This window comes from Blautia schinkii, assembly GCF_013304825.1.
In the GTDB taxonomy this organism is placed as follows: Bacteria; Bacillota; Clostridia; order Lachnospirales; family Lachnospiraceae; genus Blautia_A; species Blautia_A schinkii_B.
Genome location: NZ_JAAWUO010000016.1, coordinates 45,476 through 59,070, shown reverse-complemented (window position 1 = coordinate 59,070; position 13,595 = coordinate 45,476). Strand labels below are relative to the sequence as shown.

At 45.1% G+C, this 13,595-nt stretch carries 8 protein-coding genes; 7 read left to right on the top strand and 1 reads right to left on the bottom strand.

The window, feature by feature from the left end:
* Positions 1–59: 59 nt before the first annotated feature.
* The 4 genes from ispG to HFM85_RS12560 are packed head-to-tail and all read left to right on the top strand — an operon-like array spanning position 60 to position 8,389.
* Entirely contained in the window at positions 60–1,124 is a 1,065-nt protein-coding gene (ispG, locus tag HFM85_RS12575) for a flavodoxin-dependent (E)-4-hydroxy-3-methylbut-2-enyl-diphosphate synthase (RefSeq protein WP_173738508.1), read from the top strand.
* Positions 1,124–5,614, top strand: a complete 4,491-nt coding sequence (locus tag HFM85_RS12570; protein ID WP_173738507.1) for a PolC-type DNA polymerase III — start codon at positions 1,124–1,126, stop codon at positions 5,612–5,614. Before ispG ends, HFM85_RS12570 begins: the two co-directional genes overlap by 1 nt.
* Before the next feature lie 60 nt (positions 5,615–5,674).
* Positions 5,675–7,633 carry a fructose-1,6-bisphosphatase gene (locus HFM85_RS12565; protein WP_173738506.1) on the top strand — a complete coding sequence of 653 codons (1,959 nt, stop codon included), beginning with the start codon at positions 5,675–5,677 and terminating at the stop codon, positions 7,631–7,633.
* A 60-nt stretch (positions 7,634–7,693) separates the two neighbouring features.
* The gene (locus HFM85_RS12560) at positions 7,694–8,389 is read left to right on the top strand and encodes a hypothetical protein (RefSeq protein ID WP_173738505.1); all 696 of its coding nucleotides are present in this window, start codon (positions 7,694–7,696) and stop codon (positions 8,387–8,389) included.
* Between the two features lie 94 nt (positions 8,390–8,483).
* Here HFM85_RS12560 and HFM85_RS12555 read toward each other — a convergent pair whose 3' ends face one another.
* Positions 8,484–8,699: a helix-turn-helix domain-containing protein gene (locus HFM85_RS12555; protein ID WP_119239547.1), complete on the bottom strand. Its 216-nt coding sequence runs from the start codon at positions 8,697–8,699 to the stop codon at positions 8,484–8,486.
* A gap of 195 nt (positions 8,700–8,894) precedes the next feature.
* Here HFM85_RS12555 and HFM85_RS12550 point away from each other — a divergent pair, with 195 nt between their 5' ends.
* The 3 genes from HFM85_RS12550 to topA all read left to right on the top strand — a co-directional run bounded on the left by HFM85_RS12550 (position 8,895) and on the right by topA (position 13,500).
* Positions 8,895–10,424, top strand: a complete 1,530-nt coding sequence (locus HFM85_RS12550) for a YifB family Mg chelatase-like AAA ATPase (RefSeq protein WP_173738504.1) — start codon at positions 8,895–8,897, stop codon at positions 10,422–10,424.
* Between the two features lie 26 nt (positions 10,425–10,450).
* On the top strand, positions 10,451–11,338 hold the full coding sequence (dprA, locus tag HFM85_RS12545) for a DNA-processing protein DprA (RefSeq protein WP_173738503.1): 888 nt from the start codon (positions 10,451–10,453) through the stop codon (positions 11,336–11,338).
* 89 nt (positions 11,339–11,427) lie between these two features.
* The gene (topA, locus tag HFM85_RS12540) at positions 11,428–13,500 is read left to right on the top strand and encodes a type I DNA topoisomerase (RefSeq protein ID WP_173738502.1); all 2,073 of its coding nucleotides are present in this window, start codon (positions 11,428–11,430) and stop codon (positions 13,498–13,500) included.
* The last annotated feature ends 95 nt before the right edge of the window (positions 13,501–13,595 follow it).

Here is a 13,595-nt window from a genome sequence, read left to right as displayed (position 1 = left end):
AAAGAAAGGCAGGGCGTTCAGAAACACCTGCCTTTCAAGATTAATAGAGGAGATTTTTTATGTACAGAGATCATACAAAAGTAATAAAAATCGGAAATCGTGTCATTGGAGGAGGCAACCCGGTTCTGATCCAGTCCATGACCAATACAAAAACTGAAGATGTGGAGGCAACCGTTGCGCAGATACTTTCCCTGGAAAAAGCAGGCTGTGATATTATCCGCTGTGCAGTTCCTACTATGGAAGCTGCGAAGGCTTTATCTCAGATCAAGAAACAGATCCATATTCCGCTTGTTGCAGATATTCATTTTGATTACAGACTTGCGATTGCAGCCATGGAAAACGGCGCAGACAAGATCCGTATCAATCCGGGAAACATCGGTTCAAAAGAACGGATCAAGGCAGTGGTGGATACTGCAAAAGAGCGAAATATTCCTATCCGTGTAGGAGTAAACAGTGGTTCTCTTGAGAAAGAACTGGTGGAGAAATATCACGGTGTTACAGCAGAAGGACTTGTGGAGAGTGCCCTTGACAAGGTACACATCATCGAAGAGATGGGATATGACAATCTTGTGATCAGCATCAAGTCTTCCGATGTCCTTATGTGTGCGAAAGCTCACGAACTGATCGCAAAACAGACACAGTATCCTCTTCATGTAGGAATCACAGAGGCAGGAACTCTGTATTCCGGGAATATTAAATCAGCCATTGGACTTGGGATTATCCTGTATCAGGGAATCGGTGATACCATCCGCGTTTCCCTGACAGGTGCGCCGTTGGAAGAAGTAAAATCTGCCAGACGTATCCTTAAGACACTGGGACTTCGTAAAGGCGGCGTGGAGGTTGTTTCCTGTCCGACCTGCGGAAGAACCAAGATCGATCTGATCGGCCTTGCAAATCAGGTTGAGACTATGGTGCAGGATATTCCTCTTGATATCAAAGTTGCAGTTATGGGCTGTGTGGTAAATGGCCCGGGAGAGGCGAAAGAAGCTGATCTCGGAATCGCAGGAGGTGATGGAGTCGGCCTGCTGATCAAACATGGAGAAGTAGTAAAGAAAGTGCCGGAGAGTGAACTTCTGAACACACTTCGGGAAGAGCTTCTTTCCTGGAATGAACAGGAGTCATAATGGAGAAGGATTTTTTTGATGTATTTCCTCATCTGAAAGTAAAGAAAGAACTGGAAGAACTTCTGGACATGGTGTTTGTGACAAAAGTTTCCATGAATCCGGGAAGGACACATCTGAGGGTTTATATTGAGAGCAGCAGATGGATCCATAAGAAGAATATTTTTGCCCTGGAGGATGAAATCGAGAGACAGTGTTTTCCGGGAATCCCAATGACTGTTACAGTTGTGGAAAAATTTCATCTTTCCGAGCAGTATACGCCAGAGAATTTCCTGGAGAGCTACCGTTCCAGTATGGAAGTGGAGCTTCGGAATTATAATATGCTGGAGTACAATCTGTTTCGAAGGGCAAAGATTACTTTTACAGGAAAAGATACCATGCATATGGAACTTCCTGATACTGTGATCTCCCGCCAGAAAAGTGAGATCCTCGTGGAATATTTTCATAAGGTTTTCTGTGAGCGGTGCGGAATGGATCTCAAGGTAGAGCTGGATTTCATAGAAGCGAAAGAGAGCAAATACAGGAAAAATGCTGCCCTGCAGATCAGGCAGGAAGTGGAAAATGTCCTGAAGCATGTGAAGCTTTCAAATGGGGAAGAGAGCGCGCCGGAAGCAGAGGAAGTATCCAAAGAAAAGACAAAGAAGGCTTCCGGGGATAAAAAGAATGAAAAATCAAATGAGAAGAAATCTTTTGACAAGAAGCAGCAGAAAGGCCAGAAGGGCGACTTCCGCGGCGGTTTCGGATTCCGGAGAGACAGTAATCCGGATGTTGTTTACGGCAGAGATTTCGATGGAGAACCGATCTCTCTGGAGAGCATTACCGGTGAGATGGGTGAGGTGATCATCCGCTGTCAGGTTATGGATGTGGAGAAACGTGAGATCCGAAATGAAAAGACTATTCTCATTTTTCCTGTGACAGATTTTACAGACAGTATTGTGGTAAAGATGTTCCTGCGTAATGAACAGGTTCCGGAAGTGACAGAGAGCGTTAAGAAGGGAGCTTTCCTGAAACTGAAGGGCGTTACGACTATTGACCGATTTGACAGTGAGCTGACTATCGGAAATATTACAGGAATCAAAAAAATAGCAAATTTTACAACAGCAAGAACAGACACCAGTCCGCAGAAGAGAGTGGAGCTGCACTGCCATACCAAGATGAGTGATATGGATGGTGTCACAGATGCCAAAGCACTGGTAAAACGAGCCTATGAGTGGGGGCATAAGGCAATTGCCATCACAGACCATGGGGTTGTACAGTCTTTCCCGGAGGCGAACCATTGCTTTGATGCCTGGGGAGGATGTGTGCCGAAAGAGTCTGATTTCAAGGTACTCTATGGCATGGAAGCTTATCTGGTTGATGATCTGAAGGGTATGGTTACAAATTCCAAAGGACAGAGACTGGATGGGGATTTTGTTGTTTTTGATATTGAGACAACTGGTTTCTCGGCTCTGACCTGTAAGATCATTGAAATCGGTGCTGTAAAAGTAAAAAAAGGTGAGATCACAGACCGTTTTTCCACCTTTGTTAATCCGGGAGTGCCAATTCCGTTCCGTATTGAGCAGCTGACCAGCATCAATGATTCTATGGTGATCGATGCGCCTGCCATTGAAGAAGTACTGCCGAAATTTCTGGAGTTTTGTGAGGGCTGTGTGATGGTGGCCCATAATGCGGAATTTGATATGAGCTTTATCATAGAAAACTGTAAACGTCAGGGAATCCCGGATGATTTTACCTATGTGGATACTGTAGGTATGGCCAGATTCCTTCTTCCTGCGCTGAACCGTTTTAAGCTGGATACGGTAGCCAAGGCAGTTGGTGTTTCCCTGGATCATCACCACAGGGCTGTAGATGATGCTGCATGTACTGCAGAGATTTTTGTGCGGTTTGTGAAGATGCTTGCAGAAAGAGATATTTTTGATGTGGATGAGATGAACAGTCAGGGTGCTGTGTCACCTGATACCATCCGGAAGCTTCCGACTTACCATGCCATTGTTTTTGCAAAAAATGAGACAGGCAGGATCAATCTCTATAAACTGGTAAGCCAGTCCCATTTAAAGTACTATCACAGACGCCCAAGAGTCCCCAAAAGTGTACTGGAGAAATACAGAGAAGGACTTCTTGTGGGAAGTGCCTGCGAGGCCGGAGAGCTTTATCAGGCCCTGCTTCGTAATGCACCGGATCAGGAGATTGCAAGACTTGTGAATTTCTATGATTATCTGGAAATTCAGCCACTTGGGAACAATGCGTTTATGCTTGCGGATGAGAAGCACGATATGATCAATTCAGAGGAAGATTTAAAAGAGATCAACCAAAAGATCGTCAAGCTTGGAGAGCAGTTTAAGAAACCGGTGGTTGCAACCTGTGATGTGCATTTTATGGATCCGCAGGATGAGGTTTACAGACGTATCATTATGGCCGGAAACGGCTTTTCCGATGCAGATAACCAGGCACCTCTTTATCTCCGTACAACGGAGGAGATGCTGGAGGAATTTTCCTATCTTGGAAGTGAGAAGGCGGAAGAAGTGGTTATCACCAATACCAACAAGATCGCGGATATGATCGAAAAGATCTCGCCCATCCATCCGGATAAATTCCCGCCTGTCATTGAGAATTCCGAGCAGGACCTGAAGAATATCTGCTTTACAAAAGCACATGAAATGTACGGAGATCCTCTTCCAAAGATTGTAGAGGACCGTCTTGATAGGGAGCTGAACTCCATTATTTCCAATGGTTATGCGGTGATGTATATCATTGCCCAGAAACTTGTGTGGAAGTCCAATGAGGACGGATATCTGGTTGGTTCCCGAGGATCGGTTGGCTCGTCCCTGGCAGCTACCATGTCCGGTATTACAGAGGTTAATCCTCTGCCGCCGCATTATCTCTGCCCGAACCCGGACTGCAAATACAGTGATTTCGATTCTCCTGAGGTAAAAGAATATGCAGGCATGGCAGGCTGTGATATGCCGGATAAGGTCTGCCCGAAATGCGGAACTAAGATGAATAAAGAAGGTTTTGATATCCCGTTCGAGACGTTCCTTGGATTCAAAGGTGACAAGGAGCCGGATATTGACCTGAACTTCTCAGGAGAGTATCAGGCCAATGCCCACAGATACACAGAGGTTATTTTTGGAAAGGGCCAGACCTTCAAGGCAGGAACCATTGGTACCCTTGCGGAAAAAACTGCCTTCGGTTATGTGAAAAACTACTATGAGGAACGTGGTCAGCATAAGCGATACTGTGAAATTAACAGAATCGTACAGGGGTGTACTGGAGTCCGCCGTACCACAGGCCAGCACCCTGGAGGTATCATCGTACTTCCAATGGGTGAGGAGATAGAGAAGTTTACACCTGTGCAGCATCCTGCCAATGATGTGAACAGCGATATCATTACCACACATTTTGATTATCATTCCATTGACGGAAACCTTCTGAAACTGGATATACTGGGACATGATGATCCGACCATGATCCGTATGCTTGAAGACCTGACAGGTATTAGCGCAAGGACTGTTCCCCTGGATCAGCGAGATGTCATGTCTCTGTTTGCGGGAACCCAGGCACTGGGAATCAGCCCGGAGGATATTGGAGGCTGTAAGCTTGGCTGTCTTGGAATTCCGGAGTTTGGTACAGATTTCGCCATGCAGATGCTTATTGATACCAAGCCGAAATATTTTTCTGATCTGGTACGTATTGCAGGTCTTTCACATGGTACTGACGTTTGGCTGGGTAATGCACAGGTGCTGATTCAGAATGGTACAGCGACCATTTCCACAGCAATCTGTACCCGAGATGATATTATGATCTATCTGATTGGAAAAGGTGTGGAGAGTGGTCTGGCGTTTACTATTATGGAGAGCGTCCGTAAAGGTAAAGGTCTTCGAGATGAATGGATCCAGACTATGAAAGAACACGACGTTCCGGAATGGTATATCTGGTCCTGCAAGCTGATCAAGTACATGTTCCCGAAGGCACATGCAGCTGCCTATGTTATGATGGCTTACCGTATTGCCTGGTACAAAGTGTTCCAACCTCTTGCTTACTATGCGGCATTTTTCAGTATCCGTGCAACATCGTTTTCCTATGAACTGATGTGCATGGGAAAAGAACGTCTGGAATATTACATGGCAGAGATCCGCAAGAAGGGTGACGAGGCATCCAAGAAGGAGCAGGATACTCTGAAGGATATGAGAATCGTGCAGGAGATGTATGCCAGAGGTTTTGATTTCGTACCCATTGATCTTTACAAGGCAAAAGCGCACCGTTTCCAGATCATGGGAGATAAGCTGATGCCCGCGCTGGATACCATAGACGGTCTGGGCGATAAGGCGGCTGATGCTGTAGTGGATGCAGCTGCCAGGGGAAAATTTCTTTCCAAGGACGATTTCCGCGACCGTACAAAAGTCAGCAAAACAGTTATTGACCTGATGGATGATCTGAATCTGTTCGGTGATATTCCGCAGTCCAATCAGATGTCATTATTTGACTTTACTTAACATCTGACTGATATGATAGCTGGTCAAGGCACATTATAAAATATAATTCCAGGAGGCAATATGAAGAAAGAAGAATTAAGATATCTGCAGCGGCTTGCAGAGCTGTATCCTACTATTGCAAAGGCATCAACTGAAATCATCAATCTGCAGTCCATACTGAATCTTCCGAAAGGTACGGAACATTTCATGTCGGACATCCACGGAGAATATGATGCTTTTTCTCATGTTCTCCGCAACGGTTCCGGCGCAGTGCGCAAAAAGATCGACGATGTATTTGGTCATACATTAAGCAACAGCGATAAGCGGTCGCTGGCAACTCTGATCTATTATCCGAAAGAAAAAATGGAAGTTGTGAAAAAAAACGAGGAGGATATGGAAAACTGGTATAAGATCACCCTCTACCGTCTGATCGAAGTGTGCAAGACAACAGCATCCAAATACACCCGTTCCAAAGTGCGAAAAGCCCTTCCGGCAGATTATGCCTATGTGATTGAGGAGCTGATCACAGAAAAAGCAGAAGTTCTTGATAAAGAAGCTTATTATGATGCCATCGTCAACACCATTATTGAGATCGGCAGAGCAGAGAATTTTATCATTGCCCTGGCTGAACTGATCCAGCGTCTTGTTGTGGATCACCTTCATGTGCTTGGTGATATTTATGATCGAGGTCCTGGTCCGCATTTCATTATGGATCGTCTGATGAAATATCATTCCCTGGATATCCAGTGGGGAAATCATGATGTAGTCTGGATGGGCGCAGCCACAGGACAGAAAGCCTGCATTGCGACAGTAATACGAAACAGTATCCGTTACCGTAACATGGACATTCTGGAGGATGGATATGGGATCAATCTCATGCCTCTGGCTACTTTTGCAATGGAAGCATATAAAGATGATTCATGTAAAGCTTTTGAGATGAAAGGTGATGCCAATAATTACAGCATTCTGGAGGAAGAACTTGGGCGCAAAATGCACAAGGCGATTGCTGTGATCCAGTTTAAGCTGGAGGGTCAGCTGATCCGCAGGCACAAAGAATTCCATATGGAAGAACGCTGCCTGCTACACAGAATTGATCCGAAGAAGGGAACGATCACACTCCCTGACGGAAAAGAATATCCGCTTACAGATACATATTTCCCGACAATTGATTGGAAGAAGCCGTATGAGCTTACAGCAGAAGAAAAAGATGTAATGGAACGTCTGGACCTGGCATTCCGTAACTGTGAGAAACTGCAGAATCATGTACGTCTTCTTCTTGATAAAGGCGGTCTTTATAAGACATATAATGGAAATCTTTTATTCCATGGAAGCATTCCTCTTAATGAGGATGGAAGCCTGAAAGAAGTGCAGATCTACGGCAAAACTTATAAGGGAAAAGAGCTGTACGATGTTCTGGAGACTTATGTGCGGAGAGCTTTTTTCTCAATGAATGAGGATGAACAGCGAAAAGGCAGAGATATCATGTGGTATATCTGGGCTGCACCGAATTCTCCATTATTCGGTAAAGATAAGATGACTACTTTTGAGAGGTATTTTATTGCGGACAAGGCTACACATAAAGAGAAAAAAAATGCGTATTACCATCTTCTGGAAAATGAAGAAGTGGTTGATAACCTTCTTCGCGAGTTTGGCCTGGAACCGGAAAAAGGACATATCATCAATGGCCATGTGCCAGTTCACCAGAGTGAGGGAGAGAGTCCTGTGAAATGTAATGGAAAAGTTCTTGTAATTGACGGTGGTTTTTCCAGACCTTATCAGAAGGTCACAGGAATTGCAGGCTACACGCTGGTTTATAACTCCTATGGACTGATTTTGTCTGCTCATGAGCCATTTACTTCCGCGGAAGAAGCAGTGGAGAAAGAGCAGGATATTGTGTCAAACAGAGTGGCTGTTCATTATAACAACAAACGTACTCTGGTGGGTGATACAGATACGGGTACAGCACTGAAGGAAAGGATTGGAGAACTGATCCAGCTTCTGGAGGTATACAGAAAAGGTATTATTAAAGAGAAAAAATAGGAAAAAGAGAGAAATACAGAGAAGTTTCTTAATATGCTATAGTAAACAGAGGTGATGCAGATGAGTAAAAACAAAAGAAAAAAACAGCGTCTGAAAACGGCTCTGATCCTGTTGATCATTTTGTTTATTCTGGCAGGACTTGGAGGGATGCTGCTGGTTTCCCACAGAAATAAAGTTGCAAAAGAACAGCGAAAACAGGCGGCGATTGCTGCACTGGAGAGTATTCCGGAGGTAACGGCAACGCCGATGGCTACAGCGACACCGATACCGACAGCGACGCCGACTCCTTCTGTGACTCCGATTCCCACCATTCTTCCGTCATTTGATCCGGAGAGTTATCGGGGAACCTGGTACAGTACAGACGGCCTGACAACGATCAATATTTATGAGATCAGTCTGGATTCGGTTTCTTTCACTTATAAAAGAGTTAATGGGAAGAACAGTTCTCTTTTTGCGGAGGCAGATGTAACTGCAGAGGTGGCGGGAAATGCTACACAGTTTTATCTGAAAGATTCCGAGGGAAACAAGGCCAAAGGAGAATTTGTTTTTGATAAAAGCGGAAAGCTTTATGTGAAGGTCAAGACTTATAAGAGAGCGGATGGTTCTAAGACTTATCCGAAAACAGAGTCTATTATGACAAGGGAAGAACCGATGGAAAGTACACCGGCAGCAGAGCAGGAATCTTCCTATGATGAGAGCAGCGATAATGTATATGGAATTCCCTACGGTGAGGAAGAAACATATTATGCGGAATAATAAATAACACGAAATAAAGAATCCCCGGATCTGCGGAAGTGCGGGAATCCTGATACAGGAATTCCCGGAACTGTTCCTAAGTCCGGGGATTTCTTTATTTGACCATTTTTTTTCGGTCTGTGCGACCAACGAGATAGTCAATGCTGGTGTCATAATAATTTGCCAGCCGGATAAGCATTTCAATTGGAATACTACGAGATCCCGTTTCATAATGGGAATAAGAACGCTGACTGATATGAAGAATCTCACTTAATTCTCTCTGTGACAGATCTGCGTCTGTACGTAAATCCTGGATACGCTGAAATTTCATTGTGCTCACCTCTTCTTTCTATAGAAAGTATAAAACAGAACGAATTGCACTCTTGCAAAAGAGAGCAAAATGGACTATACTAAATTTATTATCTTCTTTAATTCAGAAAATGTCTATCTGAATTTTTCCCTTTAACTATTAAAAAGACGAGGATTTTGTCGATCGGGAACGAAATTTATCGCAGAAAGGATTCGTTTGTTTGCAAGTGTTTTATCAGCGGCGATTTTTGGCATGGAGGTGCGGGAGATCCAGGTTGAGGCAGATGTCAGTGATGGTCTGCCTTCCTTTACTATGGTAGGATTTCCGTCAGCACAGGTGCGGGAAGCACAGGAACGTGTGCGCACTGCATTTAAGAACAACAGGCTCAGTCTGCCGCCTAAGAGAGTAACTGTTAATTTTGCCCCTGCAGATATGAAGAAAGAAGGGGCCGGGTTTGATCTTCCTGTAGCTGCAGCAGTTCTGGCAGCAGCAGAGATCCTGGAACCAAAGCTTCTGGAGCAGGTCATGGTAGTGGGGGAAATCAGTCTTAATGGGGAAATCCACGGTGTTTCAGGTATCCTGCCCAGGGTGATCCGTGCCAGAGAACTGGGGCTTCGCTTTTGCATTATTCCACAGGAGAATATTCAGGAGGGAAAACTGATCCGGGATATGCGGGTATTTGGGGTGAGAACGCTGAAAGATATGATACGCTGTCTGCAGGCTCCGGAGAAATATGAGAATGAAAGCAGGCGGGAACCGGAAACAGAAGAAAGAATGGAGGAAGGTGGAGCAGATTTTGCAGATGTGTGCGGACAGGAAGGGGCCAGACGGGCTGCCGAGATAGCAGTCAGCGGTTTTCATAATATATTGTTTATCGGACCGCCGGGTTCCGGAAAGACGATGCTGGCCAGAAGATTGCCAACCATTATGCCCCGGCTGACTTTTGAGGAGAGCCTGGAAATTACGAAAGTATACAGTGTGGCAGGACTGCTCACAGAGAAAGATCCTCTGATCCGAAAACGGCCGTTTCGAAGTCCGCATCATACCAGTTCTGCCCAGGCCCTGGCAGGAGGCGGACGGATTCCCGGTCCGGGCGAGATTACTCTTGCACACCGGGGAGTGCTTTTTCTGGATGAGATGCCTGAATTTTCCAGGAAGAGCCTGGAGATTTTGAGGCAGCCTCTGGAAGATAAGGAAATCCATTTGTCAAGAGCTGCGGGAACGTACACATTTCCGGCCAGCTTTATGCTGGCAGCAGCCATGAACCCCTGTCCCTGTGGCTTTTATCCGGATATGAACCGGTGCAGATGTAGTCATGGTGAGATAACCCATTATCTTGGAAAAATCAGCCAGCCTCTGCTGGAAAGGATTGACATCTGTACCGAAGTTCCGGCCATCCGTTTTACGGAGATGAAGAAGAAAAAGAGAGGGGAAAGTTCCATGTCCATACGCCGGAGAGTGGAAAGAACCCAGGAAATCCAACGTGAACGTTATAAGAACGAAGAGTTTTCCTTCAACGGGGAACTGGATGGGAGAAGTGTGGAGAAATATTGTGTTATGACAAGTGAGGCAGAAACACTTCTGGAGCAGGCATATACACAGTTTCAGTTCAGTACCAGGGCTTACCATAAGATCCTGAAAGTTGCACGGACAGCTGCAGATATGGAAAATTCTGAAAAGATCCGGCAGGACCATATCTGCGAAGCATTGACGTACCGTGTCTATGATAAAAAATACTGGTCATAAAATACAGGAAAAGGAGGTACCTTATAATGGAAGAAAAACCGAAAACAGCCATCAATTCTGTGGAAAAAAGCAGTACCATTTATCCGGAAAGGCTGCGTTCTCTAAGTGGCATGCCGGATATGTTATATTATATTGGAAGACTTCCTGATGATAACAGACCTACAGCAGCTATTGTAGGTGCCAGAATGTGCAGTCCCTACGGCAGGATCCAGGCATTTAATTATGGAAGGTTTTTAAGCGAGAACGGTGTGCAGGTAATCAGCGGCATGGCAGCAGGGATCGATGCAGAAGGACATAAAGGTGCATTGGAAGGCGGGACACCTACTTTTGCAGTGCTGGGAAACGGAGTGGATATCTGCTATCCTTCTTCCAGCCGCAGTATTTACAGGCGGATTCCGGAGAAGAATGGTGGAATCATCAGTGAATACCTTCCGGGGACACCGGGTAGGGCCTATCATTTTCCGGCAAGGAACCGGATCATCAGTGGACTGGCAGATGTAGTGGTTGTTGTGGAAGCAAAGGAAAAAAGCGGTTCTCTTATCACAGCTGCCTGTGCACTGGAACAGGGAAAGACTGTATATGCAGTTCCGGGTGCAGTAAATGATGCGCTGAGCCGAGGCTGCCACAAGCTGATCTACGATGGAGCAGGCATTGCATATTCCCCGGAAGTGCTTCTGGATGAATGGGGTCTGTCTGTGAAAAAAAAGACAATTTTAAAAGGAAAAACCAAGTTAGGACTTGCAACAGATTTGGATTTGGTGTATAGTTGTCTCGATTTACGACCCAAAAATCTGGATCAGATTATCACAGAAACCGGCTTTTCGCCGGGAAAAACAGCCGGGATTCTGGCACAGCTCACGCTGATGGGACTTGTCAGGGAAACCGGAACACAGCATTATATCAGACTTGAATAACAGCCGATCTGTTCTGCATTCTGCTTACAGCATTTTGAAAAATCACTGCAGCACAGGACAGGGGGCAGAATGAGATTAGGAGAGGTAAAATGGCCAAGAATCTGGTGATAGTAGAGTCACCTGCTAAAATGAAAACTGTAAAAAAATTTTTGGGGGCGAATTATACAGTCGAAGCATCAAACGGTCACGTGAGGGATTTTCCGAAAAGCCAGTTTGGTATTGACGTAGAGAATGATTTTGAACCCAAGTATATTACAATAAGAGGTAAGGGAGAACTTCTTGCGAAACTTCGTAAAGAAGCAAAGAAAGCAGATAAGATTTATCTTGCAACTGACCCCGACCGTGAGGGAGAAGCAATCTCCTGGCACCTGATGCAGGCACTGAAAACAGATCCTGCAAAGATGCATCGAATCACATTTAATGAAGTAACAAAAACAGCAGTCAAGGCTTCCATCAAGCAGGCCAGAGAGCTTGACATGAATCTTGTGGATGCACAGCAGGCCAGACGTATGCTGGACCGTATGGTAGGTTATACCATCAGTCCGCTTCTCTGGGCGAAGGTAAAGAGAGGATTAAGCGCAGGCCGTGTACAGTCTGTAGCGCTTCGAATTATCTGCGACAGGGAAGATGAGATCAATGCGTTTATTCCGGAGGAGTACTGGAGTCTGGAAGGCGAGTTCCAGGTTAAGGGCGAGAAGAAGCCTCTGACAGCCAGGTTCTACGGAACAGATAAAAAGCTTCTTATCAAAAACCGTCAGGAAATGGAAGAGATCCTGAAGAAACTGGAAAATTGCAGATACGAGATCACAGAGGTAAAAAAGGGCGAGCGTATCAAGAATGCCCCGCTTCCTTTTACAACCAGTACTTTGCAGCAGGAAGCAGCCAAGACACTGAATTTTTCCACACAGAAAACAATGCGTCTTGCACAGCAGTTGTATGAGGGTGTTGATGTTAAAGGCAGCGGTACGGTCGGTCTTATCTCTTACCTTCGTACAGATTCCACCCGTATTTCCGAGGAAGCAGATGCAGCAGCAAGAAATTATATTTCCGAACAGTATGGTAAGGATTATGTTTCCAAGATAGAGAAAGCAGTTAAGAATGGTCAGAAAATCCAGGATGCACACGAGGCAATCCGTCCTACTGATATTGCCAGAACTCCGGTTCTTGTGAAGGAATCCCTGACAAGAGATCAGTTCAGGTTGTATCAGCTTATCTGGAGACGTTTTGCGGCAAGCAGAATGGCACCGGCTCGCTATGATACAACATCCGTTAAGATCGGAGCAGATGAGTATACATTTACAGTTGCGGCATCCAAGGTCGCATTTGATGGTTTTATGTCTGTATACACAGAAGAGGGAGACGATAAGAAAGGCAATGTGTTGAGCCAGAGTCTTGAGAAAGGCATGGAGCTGAAGCTGAAAGAGCTGAAGCCAGAGCAGCATTTTACACAGCCGCCGGCACATTACACAGAAGCTTCCCTTGTAAAGACTATGGAGGAGCTGGGAATCGGACGCCCGAGCACCTATGCGCCGACGATCACAACGATCATCAGCAGAAGATATGTATCCAAGGAACAGAAGAATCTTTATGTAACAGAGCTTGGAGAGGTAGTTAACAACATTATGAAGCAGGCGTTCCCAAGTATTGTTGATGTAAACTTTACAGCTACCATGGAGGGACTTCTGGATTGTGTTGAGGCAGGAACTGTACAGTGGAAGACGGTTGTGCGAAACTTTTATCCGGATCTGAAACACGATGTGGATGAGGCAGAGAAAGAACTGGAAAAAGTTGATATCCAGGATGAAGTCACAGATGTGATCTGTGATAACTGCGGACGCAACATGGTGATCAAATACGGACCTCATGGAAGATTCCTTGCATGCCCTGGATTCCCGGACTGCCGTAATACGAAACCATATTATGAGAAAATCGGCGTTGCATGTCCGAAATGCGGTGGCGAAATTGTCATGAAAAAAACGAAAAAAGGCAGAAAATATTACGGATGTGAGAATAATCCGGAATGTGATTTCATGTCCTGGCAGAAACCTTCTGCAAAGAAATGTCCGAAATGTGGCAATTATATGCTCGAAAAGGGAAATAAGCTGGTTTGCAGCCAGGAAACCTGCGGATATGTAGAACAAAAGCCAAAAGATGAAGATTGATTGAATAGATGCTTTTCAACCAATTTTCAGAAAAGCCCGTTAAAAATGAAAAAAATATAAAAATGTCTTGTAAATTTCCAGAATAACGTGTAATA